The 24101-nt window shown below is 28.6% G+C and carries 22 protein-coding genes; 15 read left to right on the top strand and 7 right to left on the bottom strand.

Going from position 1 to position 24101, the window contains the following annotated elements; genetic code table 11:
- Window positions 1–25 precede the first annotated feature (25 nt).
- Complete coding sequence (locus G507_RS0102080) at window positions 26–646, top strand: L-threonylcarbamoyladenylate synthase (RefSeq protein ID WP_026715931.1); 621 nt, start codon at window positions 26–28, stop codon at window positions 644–646.
- Between the two features lie 7 nt (window positions 647–653).
- Complete coding sequence (locus G507_RS0102075; RefSeq protein ID WP_026715930.1) at window positions 654–1673, top strand: carboxypeptidase-like regulatory domain-containing protein; 1020 nt, start codon at window positions 654–656, stop codon at window positions 1671–1673.
- Between the two features lie 77 nt (window positions 1674–1750).
- Here G507_RS0102075 and G507_RS0102070 read toward each other — a convergent pair whose 3' ends face one another.
- The 4 genes from G507_RS0102070 to G507_RS0102055 form a co-directional block, all read right to left on the bottom strand.
- Complete coding sequence (locus tag G507_RS0102070; RefSeq protein WP_026715929.1) at window positions 1751–2650, bottom strand: L,D-transpeptidase; 900 nt, start codon at window positions 2648–2650, stop codon at window positions 1751–1753.
- A gap of 193 nt (window positions 2651–2843) precedes the next feature.
- A complete protein-coding gene (locus G507_RS0102065) occupies window positions 2844–3680 on the bottom strand; it encodes an OmpA/MotB family protein (RefSeq protein ID WP_026715928.1) in 837 nt (278 codons plus the stop codon).
- Between the two features lie 69 nt (window positions 3681–3749).
- The gene (locus G507_RS0102060; protein ID WP_026715927.1) at window positions 3750–4745 is read right to left on the bottom strand and encodes a glycosyltransferase family 2 protein; all 996 of its coding nucleotides are present in this window, start codon (window positions 4743–4745) and stop codon (window positions 3750–3752) included.
- Window positions 4738–5190, bottom strand: a complete 453-nt coding sequence (locus G507_RS0102055) for a type I restriction enzyme HsdR N-terminal domain-containing protein (RefSeq protein WP_026715926.1) — start codon at window positions 5188–5190, stop codon at window positions 4738–4740. Before G507_RS0102055 ends, G507_RS0102060 begins: the two co-directional genes overlap by 8 nt.
- Before the next feature lie 61 nt (window positions 5191–5251).
- Here G507_RS0102055 and holA point away from each other — a divergent pair, with 61 nt between their 5' ends.
- The 5 genes from holA to G507_RS0102030 all read left to right on the top strand — a co-directional run bounded on the left by holA (window position 5252) and on the right by G507_RS0102030 (window position 11115).
- On the top strand, window positions 5252–6256 hold the full coding sequence (gene holA, locus G507_RS0102050; RefSeq protein ID WP_026715925.1) for a DNA polymerase III subunit delta: 1005 nt from the start codon (window positions 5252–5254) through the stop codon (window positions 6254–6256).
- 145 nt (window positions 6257–6401) lie between these two features.
- A complete protein-coding gene (locus G507_RS0102045) occupies window positions 6402–6584 on the top strand; it encodes a CAL67264 family membrane protein (protein ID WP_026715924.1) in 183 nt (60 codons plus the stop codon).
- Between the two features lie 71 nt (window positions 6585–6655).
- Window positions 6656–8347: an energy-dependent translational throttle protein EttA gene (gene ettA / locus G507_RS0102040; RefSeq protein ID WP_026715923.1), complete on the top strand. Its 1692-nt coding sequence runs from the start codon at window positions 6656–6658 to the stop codon at window positions 8345–8347.
- Between the two features lie 114 nt (window positions 8348–8461).
- Window positions 8462–10558 (top strand): tetratricopeptide repeat-containing hybrid sensor histidine kinase/response regulator, encoded by a 2097-nt coding sequence (locus G507_RS0102035; RefSeq protein ID WP_026715922.1) that lies wholly within the window; start codon window positions 8462–8464, stop codon window positions 10556–10558.
- Entirely contained in the window at window positions 10555–11115 is a 561-nt protein-coding gene (locus G507_RS0102030) for a hypothetical protein (RefSeq protein WP_026715921.1), read from the top strand. The genes G507_RS0102035 and G507_RS0102030 overlap by 4 nt, the downstream gene beginning before the upstream one ends.
- Before the next feature lie 41 nt (window positions 11116–11156).
- Here G507_RS0102030 and G507_RS0102025 read toward each other — a convergent pair whose 3' ends face one another.
- Window positions 11157–12410 (bottom strand): DEAD/DEAH box helicase, encoded by a 1254-nt coding sequence (locus G507_RS0102025; protein ID WP_026715920.1) that lies wholly within the window; start codon window positions 12408–12410, stop codon window positions 11157–11159.
- Between the two features lie 126 nt (window positions 12411–12536).
- A complete protein-coding gene (locus tag G507_RS0102020) occupies window positions 12537–13568 on the bottom strand; it encodes a formimidoylglutamase (RefSeq protein ID WP_026715919.1) in 1032 nt (343 codons plus the stop codon).
- Window positions 13569–13669: 101 nt separating this feature from the next.
- On the opposite strand from G507_RS0102020, the gene G507_RS0102015 reads away from it, so the two are divergent.
- On the top strand, window positions 13670–14554 hold the full coding sequence (locus G507_RS0102015) for a hypothetical protein (RefSeq protein ID WP_026715918.1): 885 nt from the start codon (window positions 13670–13672) through the stop codon (window positions 14552–14554).
- 49 nt (window positions 14555–14603) lie between these two features.
- Here the strand turns inward: G507_RS0102015 and hutI are convergent, their stop codons facing one another.
- Window positions 14604–15842 (bottom strand): imidazolonepropionase, encoded by a 1239-nt coding sequence (gene hutI / locus G507_RS0102010; protein WP_026715917.1) that lies wholly within the window; start codon window positions 15840–15842, stop codon window positions 14604–14606.
- 74 nt (window positions 15843–15916) lie between these two features.
- On the opposite strand from hutI, the gene corA reads away from it, so the two are divergent.
- The 7 genes from corA (at window position 15917) to G507_RS0101975 (ending at window position 24069) form a co-directional block, all read left to right on the top strand.
- Complete coding sequence (corA, locus tag G507_RS0102005; protein ID WP_026715916.1) at window positions 15917–16987, top strand: magnesium/cobalt transporter CorA; 1071 nt, start codon at window positions 15917–15919, stop codon at window positions 16985–16987.
- A 57-nt stretch (window positions 16988–17044) separates the two neighbouring features.
- Window positions 17045–18574, top strand: coding sequence for a glutamine-hydrolyzing GMP synthase (gene guaA / locus G507_RS0102000; protein ID WP_026715915.1), 1530 nt, complete (start codon window positions 17045–17047; stop codon window positions 18572–18574).
- A 92-nt stretch (window positions 18575–18666) separates the two neighbouring features.
- Window positions 18667–19746 (top strand): LysM peptidoglycan-binding domain-containing protein, encoded by a 1080-nt coding sequence (locus G507_RS0101995; RefSeq protein WP_026715914.1) that lies wholly within the window; start codon window positions 18667–18669, stop codon window positions 19744–19746.
- Between the two features lie 24 nt (window positions 19747–19770).
- Complete coding sequence (locus tag G507_RS17200) at window positions 19771–21699, top strand: amino acid ABC transporter substrate-binding protein (RefSeq protein WP_026715913.1); 1929 nt, start codon at window positions 19771–19773, stop codon at window positions 21697–21699.
- Window positions 21699–22103 (top strand): OsmC family protein, encoded by a 405-nt coding sequence (locus G507_RS0101985; RefSeq protein WP_026715912.1) that lies wholly within the window; start codon window positions 21699–21701, stop codon window positions 22101–22103. Before G507_RS17200 ends, G507_RS0101985 begins: the two co-directional genes overlap by 1 nt.
- Before the next feature lies 1 nt (window position 22104).
- Window positions 22105–22335: a DUF3820 family protein gene (locus G507_RS0101980; protein ID WP_035665389.1), complete on the top strand. Its 231-nt coding sequence runs from the start codon at window positions 22105–22107 to the stop codon at window positions 22333–22335.
- 99 nt (window positions 22336–22434) lie between these two features.
- Window positions 22435–24069 (top strand): CTP synthase, encoded by a 1635-nt coding sequence (locus G507_RS0101975; RefSeq protein WP_026715910.1) that lies wholly within the window; start codon window positions 22435–22437, stop codon window positions 24067–24069.
- Window positions 24070–24101 lie beyond the last annotated feature (32 nt).

Below are 24101 nucleotides of genomic sequence, written 5' to 3'. Positions count from 1 at the left end.
AAAAATAGATCAAAAACAAGTTGCAATGGCAGAATTCATAAGAATATACGAAGACAAACCTAGCGAAGCTTCTATAAAAAAAGTGGTTGAGGTTTTAAGAAATGGTGGATTAATTATTTATCCAACAGATACTGTCTATGGTTTAGGCTGTGATATAACAAATTCTAGAGCCTTAGAGCGAATAGCTAAAATCAAAGACATCAAGTTAGAAAAAGCTAATTTTTCGTTCATTTGTAACGATTTAAGCCATATTTCTGATTATGTTAAGCAAATTGACACAGCTACATTCAAAATCCTTAAAAGAGCTTTACCTGGACCTTATACATTCATCTTGCCAGGTAATAATGATCTACCTAAAGAATTTAGAAAAAAGAAAACAGTCGGAATACGTGTTCCTGCTAATAATATAGCTTTGGAAATAGTTAAATTGTTAGGGAATCCTATAGTTTCAACATCTATTCACGATGATGATGAGGTAATAGAGTATTCAACTGATCCAGAATTAATTTTTGAAAAATGGCAAAATAAAGTCGATTTAGTAATTGATGGTGGTTATGGAGATAATGTTGCTTCAACAATAATTGACCTATCTGGACATGAACCAGAAGTTATTAGAGAAGGAAAAGGAAGTTTAGATATATTATAAATTTTATATGAAAAAAGTAGTTACATTAATTTTAATATTGAGTTTTTCGGCCTTGTTTTCGCAAAGTATTACAGGTATTGTTGTAGATAAAAATGATGAGCCATTAGCAGGAGCAACAGTTTATTTTGACGGTTCTTCGTTTGGAACATCGACCAATTTTGATGGAGAATTTAAAATCACACTTCCTTCAGAAATTAGCGCTACGTTGGTTGTAAGCTTTGTAGGTTTTGACAAAGTATATCTCAATAAATTAAATTTTGATAAACCTTATAAAATCATATTAAAAGAATCCACTGAAGATTTAAGAGAAATTGTTCTTATGGACAATAAATTTTCAAGGAAACAAATGATGGCTCTGTTTAAAAATCAGTTTTTAGGCACAACAAGAGCTGGAAATCAATGTAAAATAGAGAATGAGGATGAAATTTACTTTTCGTATGATAACGATAGATTTGTGCTTACAGCTTATGCTGACAAACCTTTAATTATAGATAATCCGTATTTAGGCTATAAAGTTTATTTTGACTTAACCACATTTGATGCAAAATTTAATCAGTTTAGTATTGAAAGAAATGATGTTTACTCAAGTATTTATGTAGGAACTTCTCGTTTTGAAGAAATAGATAATAGTAATAGAAAATTAAAAAATAGAGAAAAAGTTTTCAATGGCTCTTTTCTAGAATTGTTTAGAAATATGGCTAATAAAGAATGGAGTAAAAATAAATTCACATTGTTTAAAGGAAGTTTTCAGACAATTCCAGAGGAACATTTATACATTAAAGATACACTAGGACTAAAGCAAATATTCATTAAAAAACAAGAAAGAGGTTTACATGCAAAAGATTTTGTAGCTGAATTTAGTTTATTATACAACAGAAGAGAACAATCAAAAATCATATTTCACACCGATAATTTTGTAATTGATAAATATGGATTATTTTCTAACTACGATAAAATTTATTTTTCAGGAGATTTATCTGAAAAGAAAGTAGGGGATTTGTTGCCTTCTAATTATGGGATTGAGTAACCTAAGAGTTTGTTTTATAAAATTAAATTCAAACAAAATTTTCAAGCTCAAAAAAAGCTATGTAAGCATATTATTTATTAATTGAGTATTTGTATGGAGTCTTTATTTCTTTGTGCAGCTAGAATTTCGGTTAAATAAGGCTCTGCTATTTTTTCCATTTCCGTTTCTGTGATGTCAATTGATTTCGGATTCGAAATTAACTTAAACCAAGGTTTGTCTGAAGTAAAATCATATTTTCCAAAGATTATTACTGGAGTTCCCTTTGTTAATATGGAATATTGATCAGCCAATACCCATTGATCAGCCCAATAATAAAGAAATTCTGCATCCTTTTTTTGAAGTCTTAAACAAGAATGCGAAGCAGGGTAACCTGGCAAACTGTATTCATGCCATCCAATACCTTCCTTGTTTAATACATTAAAATTCCAATTTAGAATCCAATCGTCATCAATTGTACTAATTTTAACTTTGGCTTTCCAATTTGTAAAGTAAAGACCTGTTGGCGTCAAATATTTTTCTCTACCCATATTAGTTGGACCTGTAATTTTTAAAACTCCTTTTTCATAAGCTGCAAAAGTCTGTGTTGGGTAAGAGAAAAAAATTATTTTGTTAATATCTTTTAGGTAATTTATTTCTTTTGGAAATGGCAAATAGTTTGCAAAATCATAACTAAAATCATTTGGTATAACTACAGAATCCATTCGTGAAAAATTAGATTGGTCTGTTCTGTTAATTGTAAAAACAATTCTTTGTTTTAGAGTGTCATTTTCATGTTCTAAAAGCCATTCTTTAGAATCTGTCCATTTATAGGTTATCGTTATAGTATCAATAGCTTTTTGCGATTTTTCAATTTCAGAAGATACTTTTTTGAGTTCCATTTGATCTTGAGATTCACCATTTTTATCAGTTGGATATTTTGTTTGTTGGCATGAAAAAAGAACTAGTATGAGATTTATAACAATAAAGATTTTTTTCATTTTTTTTACTTGTTTCAAATTTAGTCTAGATGTCTTTTAAATTATCACTTAAAATGGCTATCAAATTACTTTTAAATATAAGAAATATTTTAGAATTAAAAAACTCATAAGTAATTTATAATCATTCATAAACATAAAAAATCCAAAAGAATTAACTTTTGGATTTTTATATATTTTCTAATTTGAATTAGAATTACTCTTTACTCAAGTTTTTCATTTCTTTTTCAATCATGTCATAAAACTGATCAATTTTTGGTAAAATGATGATTTTAGTTCTTCTGTTTTTTGCTCTGTTTGCAGGAGAATCATTATCCACTAAAGGAACATAAAAACTTCTTCCAGCTGGAATTAATTGTTTTGGATCAACTCCTAAATCGTTTTGTAATACTCTTACAATTGCTGTAGAACGTTTTACAGATAAATCCCAGTTGTCTAATAAAACATTAGATTTAAATGGAACACTATCAGTATGACCTTCAACCATACATTCGAAATCTGGTTTGCTGTTAATTACTCTTGCTACTTTAGCTAAAACATTTTTAGCACCATCACTTACTTCATAACTTCCTGATTTAAATAACAAGTTATCAGCAATTGAAATAAAAACAACTCCTTTTTCTACATTAATTTTAATATCTGGATCATTAATTCCAACTTCTTTCTTTAAACTAGTAACTAAAGCCAATGTAACACTGTCTTTTTTAGTTAAAGCATCTTGCAAACGGTTGATTTTTAAATCTTTTTCTTTTAAACTCTCTAACGATTTCTCAAGATTTGTTGCACCTTTTGAAGTTAAAACAGTTAATTCTTTGGAACTGTTAATTAAATCTGAATTGTTTTTTTTCAAATAATCAAGTTGATCAGCAAAAGCTTTCTTTTCTGTCAAACAGTTATTCAACTTAACGGTTGCAGTATTTAATAAATCTTGCGTCTCTTTGTTTTTAGCTTCTAAGGAAGCAATTTTCTTCTTCGATCCACAAGATGTCATTGTGAAAGCGATTACTAACAGCGATAAAATTAATTTTTTCATAATCTTCAAATTTTTAACAAATGTATATAGAATTTGATTCTCACAAAACTATGGGAAGATAAAATATTGTTAAAATAATTCCAAAAAAGTTTTTTGCTTTTTGATAAAATATGTTTTAACTATTGAATTAATCTTGAAGTAGTTAGCTTTTAAATTTGATTTTCTTTTTGCAAAAAAGGTGTTAAATTTCAAGTAAAAATAAAAATGTGCTTTACCAACAGCAAGAAAATGTTTTGGTTTTCCTTGAAATAAAAATTTGAATGCAGCAATTCCGTCTAAAATCATTCGAATAAAAAGGACTTGAATAAGTTGGTTTAAAGGCAGGTTCTTAACCAACATAAATAATGAATTTCTGAAGTTTAGAAAGGTTTTTCTTGGATTAGCAACATCCAAAGTTGCGCCACCAACATGATAAACCACAGATTTGCGAGTGTATTTTGCTAAATGTCCTAAATTAAAAACTCTCCAGCACAAATCAATTTCTTCTTGATGGGCAAAAAAATCAGCATCAAAGCCTTTTAATTCATGATAAACTTCTTTTCGAATAAAAAAGCAAGCTCCAGTTGCCCAGAATATTTCGATTTCATCATTATATTGACCTTGATCTTCTTCTAAAGTATCAAAAATTCGACCTCTACAAAACGGATAGCCATATTTATCAATAAATCCACCAGCAGCTCCGGCATATTCAAAATGTGATTTCTTCTTAAAATCAAGAATTTTAGGTTGAATTATAGCAGTTTTAGGTTCACTATCAAATAACTCAACAATAGGTTTTAACCAATTTTTTGTAACTTCAATATCAGAATTTATTAAAGCATAATAGGATTCTTCTACAAATTGAAGCGCTTCATTATATCCTTTAGCAAATCCATAGTTTGATTTATTTTGAATAATCTTAACACTAGGAAAATCGCGTTTCAAAATTGTTATAGATTCATCAGTAGAAGCATTATCAGCAACATAGATAGTAGCGTTTTCAGAATACTCAATAACTGAAGGCAAAAATTGTTGTAACAACTTTGTACCATTCCAATTTAATATGACGACTGCTATTTTATTCATGTAAAGTAAAATGAGGTAATTCTCTTAAAAAACTATACTGTTCCTTTTCAAAATCCATTTGGCAAAAGTAATGATTTAGTCCGTTTGTTACCATTAAATAATTAGCATTTAAAATCATATTGTAACGTGCAATTTGGTCAAATGTGGTTTGGTCGATAGTGATTTCTGGTGCTTTACATTCAATTAGTAAAAAAATTGAACCATCTTTATTAAAAACAATAATATCATAACGCTTATTCATTCCGTTGATTTTAACTACTTTTTCAACGTTTATATAGGATTTTGGATATTTTTTTTCTTCAATCAAAAAACGAACAACATGCACACGAACCCATTCTTCTGGAGTAAGAAGAATAAATTTTTTTCTGATTTCATCAAAAATAGACACTTTATTTTCACTATTTTTGAATCGGAAAGAATAATCGTTAAAATTCAATTTTTGCATAAGCCAAAATTACTCAAAAATTATAAACTGCCAACTAATAACTGAACACTGATTACTGATTATGGACGAAGTCATTCAAATTACAAAAGATATAAAAGCAGGAAACATCAAACCTATTTACTTTTTTATGGGTGAAGAACCTTATTATATTGATAAGTTAACTGAATTTATTGAAGAGAATGTATTGCAAGAACATGAACGTGATTTTAATCAAACTACAATATATGGACGAGATTCTTCAATTGAAGATATAGTTTCAAGTGCAAAACGTTTTCCAATGATGGCTGATAGACAAGTGATTATTGTTAAGGAAGCACAAGAACTATCAAGACATATTGATAAGTTAGAAAGTTATGCCGAAAATCCGCAACCATCAACAGTTTTAGTTTTCGCGTATAAATACAAAACGTTAGATAAGCGTAAAAAAATCACAAAAACTTTAGCTAAAGTTGGAGTTGTTTATGAAAGCAAAAAATTATACGAAAATCAAGTTGGAACCTGGATAACGAAAGTATTAAAAGGGCAAGGTTATGCTATTGAACCGAAAGCAAGCTTAATGTTAGTTGAGTTTTTGGGAACAGATTTATCAAAAATTAGTAACGAATTAGATAAACTTAAAATAGTTTTACCTAAAGGACATACAATTTCTGCAAAAGACATTGAAGATAACATCGGAATAAGCAAAGACTACAATAATTTTGAACTGCGTAAAGCTATTAGCGAAAAAGATCAATTAAAAGCCTATAAGATTATTGATTATTTTGCTCAAAATCCAAAGGATAATCCTATTGTAGTTACTACTAGTTTGGTTTTTAGTTTCTTTTCACAATTGTTACAATATCATGGAACAAAAGATAAAAATCCAAAAAATTTGGCTAGTGTTTTAAAAGTAAACCCTTATTTCTTAAAAGACTATGATGTAGCTTTCAGAAATTATCCTATGAAGAAAGTCAGTTATATAATTGCAACATTAAGAGACATTGATGTCAAAAGTAAAGGGGTTGGAGCAAATGCTTTACCTCAAAGCGATTTATTAAAAGAAATGTTGATTCATATATTTAGATAAAGGATTTTTAGATAACTGATTTTCGGATAAAATAGATTTGATTTTTACATTGGAATTTGGAATTTCAAATATTCGAATTTTCTATTTGTTTATTGCAATTGATTGATGAAATTGATACATTTGTTATCCTTATAAAAACGATAAAATGGGAATGAATAAAAATACAGTATTAGCTTGGGCTACATTCATTATGATTATTATGGGAATCATTCTAATTGGATTAGCAATTTATAGATATGCAGATGTTGCCGGTTGGGGATTTGCGGCAGTAGGAATTGGTTTCTTTTCAATTGCATGGGTTTTTAATGCCTTAAAAGGTAGAATGTAATTAGTTTTTCAGCTTTCAGAAGGCCATTAACAGATTTTCATACAATAGACAATAAGTAAAAACAACAAAAAATGTCAGACGATAAAAAAGTAATATTTTCAATGTCTAAAGTAAATAAGATTTACTCTAGTACAAACAAACAAGTTTTAAAAAATATTTATTTAAGTTTCTTTTATGGAGCTAAAATTGGTATTCTAGGTTTAAATGGTTCTGGTAAATCATCTTTATTAAAGATTATTGCTGGTTTAGATAAAAATTTTCAAGGAGATTTGGTTTTCGCACCAGGTTATAAAGTAGGTTATTTAGAACAAGAACCTCAATTAGATGAAACCAAAACAGTACTTGAAATCGTAAAAGAAGGAGCAGCCGAAATTTATGCTTTACTTGACGAATTCAATACAATTAATGATCAGTTTGGTTTGCCAGAAGTTTATGAAGATGCAGATAAAATGCAAAAACTAATGGACAGACAAGCCGATTTACAAGACAGAATCGATGCTGCTGGTGCTTGGGAAATTGACAACAAATTAGAAGTTGCCATGGATGCACTTCGAACTCCAGAAGGAGATACACCAATTAGTGTGCTTTCTGGTGGTGAAAGAAGACGTGTAGCTTTATGTCGTTTACTTTTACAACAACCAGAAGTATTGTTATTAGATGAACCAACCAATCACTTGGATGCTGAATCTGTACTTTGGTTAGAACAACATTTACAACAATATCCAGGAACTGTAATTGCTGTAACGCATGATAGATATTTCTTAGATAATGTTGCAGGTTGGATTTTAGAATTAGATAGAGGTGAAGGTATTCCTTGGAAAGGAAACTATTCTTCTTGGTTAGACCAAAAAACAAAACGTATGGAGCAAGAAGAAAAATCGGCTTCTAAACATAGAAAAACTTTAGAACGTGAGTTGGATTGGGTTCGTCAAGGAGCAAAAGGTAGACAAACCAAACAAAAAGCACGTTTACAGAACTACGACAAATTATTAAACGAAGATCAAAAAGCATTAGACGAAAAATTAGAAATCTATATTCCAAATGGTCCAAGATTAGGAACAAATGTAATTGAAGCTAAAAATGTAGCTAAAGCTTTTGGAGATAAATTATTATATGACAACTTAAACTTTACGCTTCCGCAAGCTGGAATTGTTGGTATTATTGGTCCCAATGGTGCTGGTAAATCAACTATTTTCAGAATGATTATGGAAGAGCAACAACCAGATTCAGGTTCTTTTGAAATTGGTGATACAGTAAAAATCGCTTATGTAGATCAAGCCCATTCAAATATTGACCCAGAAAAATCAATTTGGGAAAACTTCTGCGATGGTCAAGAATTAGTCATGATGGGTGGAAGACAAGTAAATTCGAGAGCTTATCTTTCTCGTTTTAATTTTGGTGGAAGTGAACAAAACAAAAAAGTAGCTACACTTTCTGGTGGAGAACGTAACAGATTGCATTTGGCAATGACTTTAAAAGAAGAAGGAAATGTTTTGCTTTTAGATGAGCCTACAAATGATTTAGATATCAATACGTTACGTGCACTTGAAGAAGGTTTAGAAAACTTTGCAGGTTGTGCCGTGATTATTTCGCATGATAGATGGTTTTTAGACAGAGTTTGTACTCATATATTAGCTTTTGAAGGAGATTCAGAAGTATATTGTTTCGAAGGAAGTTTCTCTGAATATGAAGAAAACAAACGCAAGCGATTAGGTAAAGAAGTTACCCCAACAAGAATAAAATATAAAAAATTAATACGATAATTTAAAAAGTCCATTATTTTATATAACAAAAAAAACATAGTAACATTTCTACTACTATTTACTTCCTTTTTCTTTTATGCCCAACAAGCAAAAACGAAAAAGGAAGTTTTATCCATGCTAATTGAATCTGGGAATAATTTTAACAAGCTAGAAAACCAAAAATCTCTAGATAAAGCTAAAATTGCTTTAAACTTTGCTGTTAAATTAAATGATGATGAGTTAATTGCAAAATCTTATAATCTTATTGGACTAAATTTTGATGAATATTTAGATCCAGATAAAGCGATTGAATATTATGAGAAAGGTATTAATCACGCTATTTTAACAGAAAATGATTCTGTAAAACAATGGCTTTATAACAACCTTGGAAATGTCTACGCTTACAGTAAAATTGATATTGCAAAAAGTATATTATATTATAAGAAAGCTTTAACTTATGCAGTAAAAATAAGAGATGAAGTCGAAATTAACTATATAAAACAGAATATAGCAAGTGCTTATTTTGCTGAAAAAAAATACAATATTGGAAAGGTTTATTTAGATGAAATTGCAAATTATGTCAATAGTAGAGGTCAAGTAGAAGCAAGAATTACATATAACTCATTATTAGGTGAATATTATCAATACTTAAATAATGATACTTTAACCGAAAAATATTATATAAAAGCAGTAGAAATTTCAAAAGAAAACAAGTTAGAATTAATTGAGAGTAACATTGCTGATTTGTATTTGAAGTTTTCAAAATTTTATGCTACTCAAAAAAAATATAATAAAGCCTATTATTACTTAAATGAATCTGAGATTTTAAAAGATAAAATTTATAATGAGGAAAAAATTTCTACAATAAGAGAAACCCAGAGTTCAATTGAATTGGATGAATATAAAAGAGAAATTGATCGAATTGAAATAGAAAACAAATCCTACATAAAAAGCTTAAGCATAAACAAAACCATTAATATTTTATTAATTTCGCTCTATGTAATTATTGGAATATTATTCATTCTTCTATACAGAAATTATAAAATAAGGTCCAAGTTAAATACTGTTTTGGAAACTCAAAATTCAAAACTAGAAATTGCAAAATTGAAGGCTGAAGAAAATTCAAACTTAAAAAGTCAATTTGTATCAACAGTTACTCATGAAATAAGAACACCATTGTATGGAATTATTGGACTAATTAACTTACTTATTGAAGAGCATAAAGAATTAAAAAACAATCAAAAAATTAAATCATTGAGTTTTTCAGCCAATTATTTATTAATGTTAATTAATGATATTTTGCAGACCAATAAGTTAGATAATAAAAATCTAGCTCTAGACTCAAATAAATTTTCTATTGAACAAGTGATTAAAAAAATTATAAATTCACTTCAATATCTAGGAAAACAAAACAACAATAAAATAGAACTTACCCTAGACGATAATTTTCCGAAATATGTTTATGGTGATAAAACAAAATTTGTTCAAATTATAATGAATTTGATTACAAACGCTCTAAAATTCACAAATAATGGACTTGTTGAAATCAATGTAAAGATTATTAATCAAACAGAAAAAGATATAAATATTCAAATATGCATAAAAGATAATGGAATTGGAATTGATGAAAATGAACAAAAATTAATTTTCAATAAATTTATTCAATTAAATAGAAAACAAACAGATTATCAAGGAACTGGTTTGGGATTATATATTGTGAAAAATCTTGTTGAAATTTTAAATGGAAAAATTACTTTAGAAAGTAAAGAAAACGCTGGAACTGAAATACATTTAGAGTTGAATTTTGGACTTAAACCAGATGAAAATGCCATAATTTTAGAAAAGGTAAGTAAGAAATCAAATAAAACCTCTCAACCAATTAAAGTATTGATTGTTGAAGACAACAAAATAAATCAATTAATAACCAAAAAAATTATTGAAAAAAATAATTTCACGGCAACAGTTGTTGATGGTGGTTTTCAGGCAATTAAAGAATTAGAAACTAGCAAGCATGATATTATACTTATGGATATTAATATGCCCGAAATGGATGGTTGTGAAACAGCAATTAGAATAAAAAAAACAAATCCTAATATGCCAATAATAGCATTAACTGCATCAGATGTAAACGAAATTAAAAATAAAATATCTCAATCTGAAATAGATGAAGTTATTATAAAACCTTTCGATGAAAAAGAACTAGTTTCAATTATTTATAAATATTTAAGATGAGAAAATTCACCATGCTTTTAGGATTATTTGTATTGTTTCAATCTTGTAAAGATGATTCACAGATTGAAACTATAACTATTAAAAATCAATATTCATTGGATATTTATTCAAATATGTCTAAGACTAATGAACTGAATGATGATGCTTCTTTGCAATATCAAGATATTTTTAACGAAATATATATCGTAGTTATTGATGAAAAAGCAGAAGAATTTGAAGACATTATTTCTGATAATGATTTAGGTGAGCTTTATAAACCTGATTTAAATGGATACTCAAAATTAATAGTTGACGGATTTGAATCGGAACCAGACATAAAAAGAATTTCAAAAGAGCAAGATACTTTAATAAACGGATTACAATCTAAGATTATTGAATTTGAAGGAAAAGTGGATGAATATAAAGTTTACTACCAATTAGCATTCGTTAAATCAGAAAAGGCTTACTACCAAATTATGACATGGACTTTATTCGATAATAAAGAAAAGTTTAAAGAAAAATTAGATAAGATGACCTATTCTTTTAAAGAAATTAGAAGTAAAACTGTTGCAAAATAACATAAAAAAAAGAAGCTATATTAAGCTTCTTTTTTTATTAATTAATACCAACGTTTCTTATTCTTCTTTGAAGTCTCAGATTTTCTAGAATTAGTATCTTTTTTCTTATTTCTTAAATCAGGTTTCTTATCCGAGTTTTCAGAAACAGCGTTTACATCTAAGACATAAGGATGATCTTCAACTACCTTAATTTTTATTCGAATTAATTTTTCAATATCTTTTAAATATGATTTTTCTTCTTTATCACAGAATGAAATTGCTAATCCACTTTTTCCTGCTCTACCAGTTCTACCAATGCGGTGAACATAAGTTTCTGATATATTTGGAATGTCAAAATTTATTACAAAAGGCAAGTCATCGATATCAATTCCTCTTGCAGCAATATCAGTAGCTACTAAAACAGAAATTTTTTGATCTTTAAAATCTTTTAAAGCTCTTTGTCTAGCATTTTGTGATTTGTTTCCATGAATTGCTGCTGCTTTAACACCATCTTTTTCTAGTGCTTTTACAACATTATCTGCTCCATGTTTCGTTCTTGTAAAAACTAAAATATTTTTTAAATCATCATTTTTAATTAAATGATATAATAATTTGCGTTTATCACCTTTGTCAACAAAATATACTTTTTGATCTACTTTTTCAGCTGTACTAGAAATTGGATCAACAGAAATGTATTTTGGATTTGTTAAAAATTTATCAGCCAATTCTCTAATTGCAACTGGCATAGTAGCAGAAAACAATAAGGTTTGACGATTATCTGGAGTTAGTTTAACAATTTTCTTTACATCATTAATAAAACCCATGTCTAGCATTTGATCAGCTTCATCTAAAACCAAATGATGCAAATAATCTAAATCAATATAGCCTTGTTTGTTTAAGTCTAAAAGTCTTCCTGGTGTAGCAATTAATACATCAACTCCTTTTCTTAATTGATCAACTTGTGAAACTTGACTAACACCACCAAAAATAACCATTGATTTTATATTGGTGTATTTACCATAAGAATCAAAATTCTCTTGAATTTGAATAGCTAATTCACGAGTAGGAGTAACCACAAGTGTTCTAATATGTTTTGATTTCTTGTTGGATGAACCAACAATTCTATGTATTAAATTGATGATTGGTATGGCAAAAGCACCTGTTTTTCCTGTACCAGTTTGTGCACAAGCTACTAAGTCTAAACCTTCTAAAACTGCTGGAATTGCTTGTTCTTGTATTGGAGTTGGTTTTTCATAACCAATTTCTTCAACCGCTTGTTGTATGTTGGGAATTAAATTTAATTCTTTAAAAGTCATTTGTAATTTTTTTACAAAGGTAATCATTATTAAAATAAGATTTTTCAATGTCAATAACATTTACAAAAATCAAGTGCAAGTTTAAAAATTAGACATAATTTAAGATTCATTTAACTGAAAATCATACTACAACATTTTACTTTTCATAAAATCTGTAATCAAATAAGCTATTAATTTACCTGTTAAATGGTTGTTATTGGTTTGATCCAAATCTGGTGCACCTTCACAAATGTGCAAATAAGAAGCATTTTTGTTTTTTCCGAAATGATGTACAAATTGACGGGCTTTATCAACACCGAATCCAGAATTAGTCATAGCACTTGAATATACACCTGGTATGGCATCTAAGTCTAATTCAATTCCAAAAGGGTCATTTTTCACAAAGTCTAATGCAATATCTAATTCAGTATCGAAATTTTTTTCTTTTCTAACATCAATTTCTTCATAGGTATTGTAATTAATTGAATCAGGAATTGATTTTATAGTATTAAAAACACTTTTAGAAACAAACCCTTCATGAAGTCCAAAAACGAAATATTTTTTTAAAAATTGTTCTTCAAAAGCGTAAGTAAAACCATTTCCAGAATGTCTTCCTTCCATAATTCTAAAATCAGTATGTGCATCAAAATTAATGGCATTAACCATTTTTCCTTTTCCTAATGCTAATCCTTTTATATTTCCATAAGCGTTGTTATGTCCACCGCCAATAATTATCGGAATTTTTCCATGTTTTACAATAACACTTACTATATGAGAAACTTCTTTATCTATTTGTTCGACTAATTTAAAAAGTTCTTTTCTTTCTTCTTTGTCATTTGGATTTAAAGATGCTGCTATCTTCATTTCATTTTCTACATCTAAATGCCCTAATAAAATTAGTTTATTTCCCTTGCAAAATTTATTATGCTGAATGTTAACAAGGCTTTTTATAGCACTTGAATAAGCCGAAGCAGTCCCAACTCTTCCAAAATTAGCTTTCACGCCGATGTCTTCTGGAATGCCAAATAAAACAAAAAGCGCGTCAGATTTTGAAATAAATTCTAAAAAAGAAGTATCTTTAGGTATTGTTATAATTCTTTCGCCAAATTTTACTTCACCACTTCTATGGTTTGTAATTTCAGCTAAATTAGAAATACTAAAGGGTATTAAATTATCCATAAATAAAAAAAAATAGAATTCAAAAATACTATAATCTTATATATTTTCGTTATTAAATCTAAAGAATGTACATTTGTACTTTAAAAAACTAAATATTAAAAATGGAAAGCAATCAAAACAATTCAAAATTAAAGGCAATAATTCTAATATTATCTTTATTATTACTAGGTAGTATGGCCTATATGTTTAAAATGAGTTCTGACTCAAAAAGAGATATTGAGTTAAGCGAAGGTAAGTATGATAAAATACTTTCAGAGAAAGAGTTAGTTTTAAACGATCTAGAGCAAATGAAAGCTATGTATGATAGTGAAATTGCTAGTAATACATCTTTAAAAGAAGAACTAGAAGCTGAAAAAGCAAAAGTTGAAGCTTTAATTGTTAGAGTTAAAAAAGGAGAATCTGTTGCTAATTATAAAAACGATTATATTCGTTTAAAAAGAGAAATGGACAGTCTAATAGCTGAAAACACAAAACTTAAAGAAGAAAACATGTTACTAACTAAAAATTTAGATAGTACTAATGTAGTTTTGGACGAATCAAAAAAATACAATGATACTTTAGTTAATCAAAATGAAAAGTTATCAAAAACAGTTGAAAAAGGACAAAAACTAGTTATTGTTAATCTAAAAACGATTGCAGTAAAAGAGAGAAGTTCTGGAAAACAAATTGAAACAGAAAAAGCAAGTAGAGCAGATAAATTAAAAATTAGCTTCACAATTGCTGAAAATGCAATGGCTAAATCTGGTGAAAGAGAATATTACGTTCAGGTAATCGATGCTGCTAATAATGTTTTAGGAGATAAAAAATCAATTACTTTTAATGATAAATTATTAACATATAGCTTTATTTCAAAAGTAAAATTCGAAAACAGCACAGTAGATGTTTATGAAGAACTATCAGGTAAAGACTTTGCAAAAGGAAAATATTACATCAATATTTTTAGTAAAGGAGATTTAGTTGCTAACTCTACTTTTGATTTGAGATAATTTAAAATTAACATTAAAAAAAAAGCATCACATTTGTGATGCTTTTTTTTTATGAAATAAATTGGCCTTCAATCATAACTTTATCAATCAAATTACTAGTAAATTCATAAGGTAATTGATAAAAAGAGGTCAGTGGTTTTGTAATAATAATATTTGCCTTTTTCCCTTTAGTAATACTACCATGAGTTTCTGAAACTCCCATAGCATAAGCAGCATTTATAGTAGCAGCATTTATAGCTTCTTCAGGTGTCATTTTCATTTTTATACAAGCTGCAGCTACAACAAAATTCATATTTCCAGATGGAGTTGTACCAGGATTAAAGTCAGTTGCAATTGCTAAAGGTAATCCAGCATCAATCATTTTTCGTGCAGGAGTATAAGGAATTGTAATAAAATAAGAGCAACTTGGTAAAGCTACAGGCATAGTTTTGCTGTTTTTTAAAACTTCAATATCTTCATCTGTCACAACTTCTAAATGATCTACCGATAAAGCATTGTTTTCTACACAAGCCTTTATTCCTTCTATTGCAGTAAATTGATTTACATGAATTTTTGCTTGTAAACCATATTTTTTTCCAGCTTGTATTATTTTGACAGTTTCATCAACTGAAAAATAGCCAGTTTCTAAAAAAGCATCAATATAGTCTGCTAAATTCTCTTCAGCAATTTTCGGAAGCATTTCATTAATAATTAAATCAATATAAACTTTATGATTCTCTTTAAATTCAGAAGGAAAAGCATGTGCTCCTAAAAATGTAGCTTTAATTTCAATAGGATAATTTTCTTTTAACCGCTTTATAACACGCAGCATTTTCAACTCTCCTTCAACAGTTAATCCATAACCCGATTTTATTTCAACAGCTCCAGTTCCTTGTTGCATAACTTCTTCTAATCGAAGTTTAGATTGTTCATAAATATCGTTTTCAGATGTTTCGTTAAGTTTTTTTGCCGAATTTAATATTCCACCACCACGATTAGCAATTTCTTCATATGTAAGCCCATTTATTCTATCAACAAACTCTTGCACTCGATTTCCGGCATAAACGATATGTGTATGGCTATCAACCCAAGTTGGTAAAACTATTTTCCCTGTAACATCAATGATTTTAGCATCGCTATTTGTAGGACAATCTACCATCTTTCCAAAGTCAGAAATAATATTATTTTCAAGTAGTAAAAATGCATCATTAAGGATAGGTAAATCATTCATTTCTTTGCCAGACACCATATTTACTGATTTTTCTCTGACTTGAAGCAGTTCTTTAATGTTAATAAGTAGTGTTTTCATTGTTTGTAATAATTTTTGTAAAAGTAAACTCGATTTTTAAAAACTCCTATCTTTGATGTATAAAATTTAGAGTTTTGAGAAAAATTAAATATAAAAAAGGTAGAAAAATTCAACCAACTCAAGTTGAATATACCGGAATTTATAAAGATAAAGAAACTGAATTACAGTTATTTGTATATAATGATGAAAGTTTAATTGAATTTCAAAAAATTTCAACAGATGAATTCTTTAAATCTAAAGTAGACACAAAAAGTAATTGGTTAAATATTCATGGATTAAATAATGTTGAACTTATTAAAAGCTTAACAGAAAATTTAAAATTAAATCCTTTAATCGTATCAGATATTGTTAATATATCTAGAGGAACAAGTTTAGATGAACTAGATAATACATTATTCTTTAGTGTTAAATCAATTTTACCTAATGAAGACAAAGAATCAATAAGTATTGAACAAATTAGTTTTTTATTACAGGAAGATTTAGTGGTTTCATTTCAAGAAAAAAGAGGTGATTTTTTTACGCACATTAGAGAAAGATTAAGAACAAATACTGGAATAGTTAGAAAAAAGAAAGTAGATTTTCTATTATATCTTTTATTAGATGCAATAATTGAGAATTTTTATATAACAATTGAAGCAAAAGAAAATAAGATTGAAGAATTATTAGCCTTATCTAAAGTTTCTGATGATCCTTTTATAATGCAAGATATTGAAAAGGCTAGAGAAATTTTTCATTTACTAAAACGTTCTGTAATTCCTTTGAGAGATGCACTTTATACAATAAAAACAATTAAAGATGATGATGAATTAAACTTTATTGAGCCATCAAACTTTGTTTATTTTGGAAGACTACATCAAAAAACGCTTGAGTTAATTGAGCAAATTGAATATGATATGAATGCTTTAGACAGTGCTAGTAACTTTTTTTACACAGCACAAAGTCATAGAATGAATGAAGTTATGAAAATACTGACCGTAATTTCTTCTGTTTTTATGCCGTTAACATTTATTGCAGGAATATATGGGATGAATTTTGATAATTTACCAGAATTACATTGGAAATACAGTTATTTTTTCGTCCTTGGAATTATGTTTCTTATCGTTTTATCGATGATTTATTATTTTAAAAAGAAAAAGTGGTTCTAATTTAACATTTGTTGTTAAGTAATTTTTAAAACCCAAATAAAGAATTAATTTTGCCAAATGCAACACAACGTACTAATTTTAGATTTTGGTTCACAATACACTCAGCTAATCGCTAGACGAGTTCGTGAACTTAATATATTTTGCGAAATATATCCTTACAACAATCCTCCAAAGGATTTGTCAACTTTTAAAGCCGTTATATTATCGGGTAGTCCATTTTCTGTTAGAGCAGAAGATGCACCACATCCAGACTTGTCAGAGATTAGAGGTAAAAAGCCCCTTTTAGCAGTTTGTTATGGTGCTCAATATTTAGCTCATTTTTCTGGTGGAGAAGTTGCTCCTTCAAACATAAGAGAATACGGGAGAGCTAATTTGTCTTATATAAAAGAGAATGAGCCTTTTTTAGAAAACATAAGTAATGATAGTCAAGTTTGGATGAGTCATTCAGACACAATCAAAACTTTACCAACAAATGGAGTAAGAATTGCTAGTACAAAAGATGTAGAAAATGCAGCTTACAAAATTGAAGGAGAAACAACTTACGCAATTCAATATCATCCAGAAGTATATCATTCAACCGACGGAAAGCAAATGTTAGAGAACTTTTTAGTAAAAATTGCTGAAGTTCCTCAAAATTTTACTCCAAACGCTTTTGTGGAAGAAATGATTGAAGAATTAAAAAATAAAGTCAAAGACGATAAAGTAGTTTTAGGGCTTTCTGGTGGAGTTGATTCTACCGTTGCTGCAGTTTTATTGCATAAAGCTATAGGAAAAAATTTATATTGTATATTTGTTAATAATGGCTTATTGCGTAAAAATGAGTATGATAGCGTTTTAGATCAGTATAAAGGTATGGGCTTAAACGTTAAGGGAGTTGATGCTTCGGCACGCTTTTTGAAAGCTCTTGCTGGTGTAGATGATCCAGAAACTAAACGTAAGGCAATTGGAAATGCTTTTATTGAAGTTTTTGATGATGAAGCAAACCAATTGACAGATGTAAAATGGTTAGCTCAAGGAACTATTTATCCAGATGTTATTGAATCAATATCAGTTAATGGTCCTTCTGCAACTATAAAATCGCATCATAATGTAGGTGGTTTGCCTGATTTTATGAAATTAAAAATTGTTGAACCACTTCGAATGTTATTTAAAGATGAAGTAAGAAGAGTAGGTAAAACATTAGGAATTGATGCTGAATTATTAGGAAGACATCCATTTCCTGGTCCAGGTTTGGCTATTAGAATTTTAGGAGATATTACTCAAGAAAAAGTAGATATTCTTCAAGAAGTAGATGCAATTTTTATCAATGGATTAAAAGAACACGGATTGTATGATAAAGTATGGCAAGCTGGTGCAATTTTATTACCGGTTAATAGTGTAGGAGTAATGGGAGATGAACGTACATATGAAAAAGTAGTAGCTCTTAGAGCCGTTGAATCTACTGATGGTATGACAGCCGACTGGGTTCATTTGCCTTATGATTTTTTAATGAAAATCTCTAATGAGATAATAAATAAAGTTAAAGGTGTTAATAGAGTAGTGTATGACATCAGTTCTAAACCACCAGCAACAATCGAATGGGAATAAATATTTTATTCTTGATAATAATTGAAGTTTAACCCAAATCTTAAATTATGATTTTAAATGATCGCCAAATAAGGAAAAGCAATTTCACACTTATGAGTAGAAAATTAGTTTTATTTTTAGTTTTGCTGTTGACTTTTCAAATTGGTTACAGTCAAGAAGATGATGATGTTGAGATTGTTACTCACAAAGTTGCATTAGGAGAAACTATTTTAATGATTTCAAAAAAATACCTTGTTTCTCCAACGGAAATCTATAGATTAAATAAAAAGGCAATTGATGGGGTTAGTGAGGGAATGATATTATACATTCCTCAGCCTATAAAAAGCCAAGAAATAATAACGCAAAGAAAAGAAAAAAGGGAAAAAGAAAAATTAGCCTTGCTTGAACGCACAAAAGAAAGAGAAGAAAGAGAATTAGCTAATGTTAAAATTGCAGAAGCTAAAGAAAAAGAACTGCTTGCTGAAGCTTCAAACATTGAAGAAACAAAAGACCCAAATTATGGTAGACGTGAAGCTATTTCAAAATTAAATATATCCGATAAAAATCATTTTATTGATCATGAAGTAGCATCTGGAGAAACTCTTACTAGCTTGTCAAAAAAATATGGTGTGACTGTTGAAGAAATTAAAAAAGAAAATGAAAAAGTATTAAAAAATGGACTTCAATCTGGAACTACATTAAAAATGCCTGTTGCAAAAAATTTATTTATTAATAATGAACCAGAACAAGTTATTTCAACAATATCATCAGAGAAAAACAATAATAAGCCTTTGTCTGAAATCACTCACAAAGTTAGCTTAGGTGAAACGCTTTATAGTATATCAAAAAAATATGGTACTACGGTAGAGGAAATTACTGCTGATAATGCCGTTTTATTAAATCATGGATTACAATCTGGACAAGTATTAAAGATAAAATCAAATAGACCAATTGTAGTTAATGAGGTTAAATCTGAAACTGAAATACAAATAAAATCAGAAGAAGTAACTGTTGATAATTCAAACCCTGATGACTTTAAACTGGTAAAACATCTTGTACAACCAAAAGAAACATTATATAGTATTTCAAAAATGTACAACGTCTCTATTGATGATATTAAACAACAAAATGAATCTCTTTTAACAAAAAGCCTTCAAGCAGGTCAAGAACTACAACTTAAAGTAAAAAAATAATTGACCTGAATTAATTTCAATTTTATGAATCAAATTAAAAAGATATTTCTATTAATAGTTCTTGTTTCATTTAGTTCTTTTGCTCAACCCAATAAGGATTATGTTAAGCATACTGTTTTGGCAGGAGAAACGGTTACTCAAATTGCTAAAAAGTATAAAGTAACACCTTATGATATTTTTAAGTTAAATCCAGAAGCAAAAAATGGAATTAATGAAAATCAAGTATTATTAATTAGTTTACAAAAGTATAAAGTTGATCCCAAAGATTCAAAAAAAGATAGTCAAGTAATTGATGAGCCTAAAAGACTAGAAAGTTATATAGTACAAGCAAAAGATACTAAATATAGTCTAGCCAAAAAATTCAACATCACTATAGATGATTTAGATAATTGGAATAAAGTAATTGTTAGAGATGGTTTACAAGAAGGACAAGTATTAATTGTAAAAAAGCCTTTAGATCCAAAGTTTGTAATTCCTTCAACGGTTAAAGATTCGATTTTAGATTATGGCAAATATATAATTCAGCCAGAAGATACAAAATATGGTATTGCAAAAAAGTTTGAATTAACAATTGAAGAACTAGAAGAACTTAATCCTGAAATTAAAGATAGTTTTCCTGTCGGAATAGCCATTGCTGTTACTAAAAAAGGAAAAAGAGCAATTTCAAAAGAAAAATCGGATTATGAGCAATATGAAATTAAACCAAAAGAAACCCTTTACGGAATTTCTAAAAAGTTTAACGTTTCTCAGATGGAAATATTAAAGTTAAACCCAATTTTAAGCGAAGGTTTTAAAGAAGGTTTGATTATTAATATTCCAAGCGATACCTTAAAAACATTAGAGTTAACTTCAGATAAAACCAAACTAATAGCTAAAAAAAGCGATGTTGAAAAAACTTTAGTTTTACTTCTTCCTTTTAATATTCCAATGATGGAAAGTGATTCTATTAGAAGTAAGTCAGAATTTTTAAATTCTAAACATGGACAATTAACCAACATTGCTCTAGATTATTATGCAGGTGCTTTAATAGCAATTGATTCTGCAAAAAGAATGGGTTATACTAATTTAAAGGTAAAAGTAATTGATTTTGAATCCAAAAAAGCATCTAATAACTTAAATTCTATTATTCAAAAAAATGATTTTTCAAAAGTACACGCTGTCGTTGGTCCTTTAATTAATTCTCAAGTAGAACAAACGGCAATCGCTTTAGAAAAATATAATATTCCAATTATTTCTCCATTGTCTGTAACTAACGGAAGGCCTTATCCTAATATATATTATGCAAGACCTTCAGATGAATTGATGAGAGAGGTATTATTCAATCATTTCAAGAAAAACAATGGAAATGTATTAGCTATTTTTAGTAATAAAAAACAAGATAATAAAGAAACAGTATTGGCTCAGTTTCCTGATTTAAAAATTATCCCTTTAACAGAAAAAGGAGCCGTTACATCAGAAAATATTACATCTCTTTTAGACCCAAATAGAAAGAATTTTATAATTCTCGATACTGAAAAAACAAATATAATTTTAAATACAACAAGTATTTTATCCAAATTAAAATCTAAATATGATATTCAATTAGTTGTTTTCGAAATTTATGATGCGTTAGAATTTGAAGAAATACCTTTAAAAAGATATACTGATTTAAAAATGATGTTTCCTTCAGTAACTAGAACGAATAAGAGTGCTTATTACGAGTCTTTTAGAGAAAAATTTAAGAAAGATAATAATGTAAATCCTAATTTCTTTGCTTCACGAGGTTTTGATGTTACATTCGATACGATTTTAAGAATGTATGAAGAAAACGGGTTTGTAAACTCTACAACAGGTTTAACTTCTGAACAATTAGAAAGTAAATTTAATTATAGAAAAATAGAAGAAGGTAACTACAATACCGGAATTTATTTAATGCACTACACAGACGAATTAACCATAGAAGAAGTAAAATAATGACAACATCAAAAGTTACTTATTTAGGAGATTTAAGAACTTCTTCTATTCATATAAATTCAGGTTCAGAAATAATTTCTGATGCTCCTTTAGATAACAACGGAAAAGGAGAAGCATTTTCACCAACTGACACAATTGCAAATGGTTTAGCAACTTGTATGTTTACTGTTATGGGAATTAAAGCTCAGGATATGAATGTTGATTTATCAAATTCAACTGCTGAAGTAACAAAAATAATGGCCAGTGAGCCAAGAAGAATCTCTGAAATCCATATTGTTTTTAATTTCGACATAAGTGTTGATGAAAAAACTAAAACTATTTTAGAAAGAACGGCAAATACTTGCCCTGTTCATTATAGTTTGCACCCAGATATTAAAAAAGAAATTACTTTTAATTGGAAGTAATTTGACAAATCAAGAACAATTAGTTAAACTCGCTCATGCCAAAATGCCATTTGGTAAATATGAAGGTAAATATTTAATCGATTTACCTGAGTATTATGTGGTTTGGTATCATAACAAAGGTTTTCCAAAAGGTCAACTAGGAGAACAACTTAAACTAGTTTATGAACTTAAACTAAATGGTTTGGAAGAACTAATTAGAAATATTCGAAGAAATTTCCACAAACCGAATTAAACAAATTAAAATAATTGCTAATTTTCAATTGTAAATTATCAATTATAAATCGTATTTTTGCACGTTTTAAACAACAACACAACAAACAACAACTACACAATGAATCAAACAAAATATATATTTGTTACTGGTGGTGTGACTTCTTCTTTAGGGAAAGGAATCATTGCAGCGTCATTAGCAAAATTATTACAAGCAAGAGGTTATAGGGCAACTATACAAAAGTTCGATCCTTACATAAATGTTGACCCAGGAACTTTAAATCCTTACGAGCACGGAGAATGTTATGTAACAGACGATGGTGCTGAAACAGATTTGGATTTGGGTCACTACGAACGTTTTTTAAATGTTCCAACTTCACAAGCGAATAACGTTACAACTGGTAGAGTTTATCTTTCAGTTATTGAGAAAGAACGTAGAGGTGAATTTTTAGGAAAAACGGTTCAAGTTGTTCCTCACATTACAAATGAAATTAAAGAACGTATGCAATTACTTGGTAACACAGGTGATTACGATATAGTTATTACAGAAATTGGAGGAACAGTCGGTGATATTGAATCATTGCCTTACATAGAATCAGTTCGTCAATTATTATGGGAATTAGGAGATGAAAATGCAATTTGTATTCATTTAACTTTAGTGCCGTATTTGGCTGCTGCTGGTGAATTAAAAACAAAACCAACGCAACATTCTGTTAAAACATTAATGGAAAGCGGAATTAAAGCAGATATTTTAGTTTGTAGAACGGAACACGAGTTATCAGATGAATTACGTCAAAAATTAGCTTTATTTTGTAATGTTAAGAAAGAAGCTGTAATTCAATCTATTGATGCATCAACAATTTATGATGTGCCAAATTTAATGTTAGAAGAAGGATTAGATACTGTTACACTGAAGAAATTAGGTTTACCTGAAAAAAACACACCAGATTTAAAACATTGGAATGAGTTTCTTCAAAAACATAAAAACCCAAAACATGAAATCAATATTGGTTTAGTGGGTAAATATGTTGAATTACAAGATTCATATAAATCAATTCTTGAAGCTTTCATTCATGCTGGTGCTACAAATGAAACAAAAGTAAATGTCATTTCTGTTCATTCTGAGTTTTTAAATGCCAAAACGGCAGAAAAGCAATTAAAAGATTTAGATGGCATATTAGTTGCTCCTGGATTTGGTAATCGTGGTATAGAAGGAAAAATAGATACTGTTCGCTATGCGAGAGAAAATAAAATCCCGTTTTTAGGAATTTGTTTAGGAATGCAAATGGCTGTTATTGAGTTCGCTAGAAATGTATTAGGTTACAAAGACGCAAACTCAACTGAAATGAATGAAACGACTAAGTATCCTGTCATTAATTTAATGGAGGAACAAAAAAACATTGTGAACAAAGGAGGAACTATGCGTTTGGGAGCTTGGAAATGTGCAATCAAAGAAGGAACACTAGCACATCAAGTTTATGGAACGTCTGAAATTTCAGAACGTCACCGTCATAGATACGAATTTAACGCAAAGTATTTAGATGAATTGCAAAATGCAGGTTTAATTGCATCTGGTGTTAATCCTGATACAAATTTGGTAGAGATTGTAGAAATAAAAGATCATCCATTTTTCATCGGAGTTCAATATCATCCAGAATATAAAAGTACAGTTGTAAATCCTCATCCTTTATTTGTGAGTTTTGTAAAAGCTGTAGTTAAAAATAAAACAAATAGGCTTAAGAGTTATAAAGTTTAATTATAATAAATTAATTGCCTTTGGGTTAAACT

The sequence above is a fragment of the Flavobacterium gelidilacus DSM 15343 genome, assembly GCF_000422685.1.
In the GTDB taxonomy this organism is placed as follows: domain Bacteria; phylum Bacteroidota; class Bacteroidia; order Flavobacteriales; family Flavobacteriaceae; genus Flavobacterium; species Flavobacterium gelidilacus.
Note: the sequence above shows the minus strand (reverse complement) of the source record. Positions and strands in the feature narration are given on the sequence as shown.

What these genes read in the sequence shown, in the direction of transcription:
- guaA (WP_026715915.1), top strand. Translation starts at nt 17,045, where the DNA reads ATGCAACACAACGTACTAATTTTAGATTTTGGTTCACAATACACTCAG.
- G507_RS0101995 (WP_026715914.1), top strand. Translation starts at nt 18,667, where the DNA reads ATGAGTAGAAAATTAGTTTTATTTTTAGTTTTGCTGTTGACTTTTCAA.
- G507_RS0102060 (WP_026715927.1), bottom strand. Translation starts at nt 4,745, where the DNA reads ATGAATAAAATAGCAGTCGTCATATTAAATTGGAATGGTACAAAGTTG.
- G507_RS0102025 (WP_026715920.1), bottom strand. Translation starts at nt 12,410, where the DNA reads ATGACTTTTAAAGAATTAAATTTAATTCCCAACATACAACAAGCGGTT.
- G507_RS0102055 (WP_026715926.1), bottom strand. Translation starts at nt 5,190, where the DNA reads ATGCAAAAATTGAATTTTAACGATTATTCTTTCCGATTCAAAAATAGT.
- hutI (WP_026715917.1), bottom strand. Translation starts at nt 15,842, where the DNA reads ATGAAAACACTACTTATTAACATTAAAGAACTGCTTCAAGTCAGAGAA.
- G507_RS0102070 (WP_026715929.1), bottom strand. Translation starts at nt 2,650, where the DNA reads ATGAAAAAAATCTTTATTGTTATAAATCTCATACTAGTTCTTTTTTCA.
- ettA (WP_026715923.1), top strand. Translation starts at nt 6,656, where the DNA reads ATGTCAGACGATAAAAAAGTAATATTTTCAATGTCTAAAGTAAATAAG.
- G507_RS0101985 (WP_026715912.1), top strand. Translation starts at nt 21,699, where the DNA reads ATGACAACATCAAAAGTTACTTATTTAGGAGATTTAAGAACTTCTTCT.
- G507_RS0102030 (WP_026715921.1), top strand. Translation starts at nt 10,555, where the DNA reads ATGAGAAAATTCACCATGCTTTTAGGATTATTTGTATTGTTTCAATCT.
- G507_RS17200 (WP_026715913.1), top strand. Translation starts at nt 19,771, where the DNA reads ATGAATCAAATTAAAAAGATATTTCTATTAATAGTTCTTGTTTCATTT.
- G507_RS0102020 (WP_026715919.1), bottom strand. Translation starts at nt 13,568, where the DNA reads ATGGATAATTTAATACCCTTTAGTATTTCTAATTTAGCTGAAATTACA.
- G507_RS0102065 (WP_026715928.1), bottom strand. Translation starts at nt 3,680, where the DNA reads ATGAAAAAATTAATTTTATCGCTGTTAGTAATCGCTTTCACAATGACA.
- G507_RS0102035 (WP_026715922.1), top strand. Translation starts at nt 8,462, where the DNA reads ATGCTAATTGAATCTGGGAATAATTTTAACAAGCTAGAAAACCAAAAA.
- G507_RS0101975 (WP_026715910.1), top strand. Translation starts at nt 22,435, where the DNA reads ATGAATCAAACAAAATATATATTTGTTACTGGTGGTGTGACTTCTTCT.
- G507_RS0102075 (WP_026715930.1), top strand. Translation starts at nt 654, where the DNA reads ATGAAAAAAGTAGTTACATTAATTTTAATATTGAGTTTTTCGGCCTTG.
- G507_RS0102045 (WP_026715924.1), top strand. Translation starts at nt 6,402, where the DNA reads ATGGGAATGAATAAAAATACAGTATTAGCTTGGGCTACATTCATTATG.
- holA (WP_026715925.1), top strand. Translation starts at nt 5,252, where the DNA reads ATGGACGAAGTCATTCAAATTACAAAAGATATAAAAGCAGGAAACATC.
- G507_RS0102015 (WP_026715918.1), top strand. Translation starts at nt 13,670, where the DNA reads ATGGAAAGCAATCAAAACAATTCAAAATTAAAGGCAATAATTCTAATA.
- G507_RS0102080 (WP_026715931.1), top strand. Translation starts at nt 26, where the DNA reads ATGGCAGAATTCATAAGAATATACGAAGACAAACCTAGCGAAGCTTCT.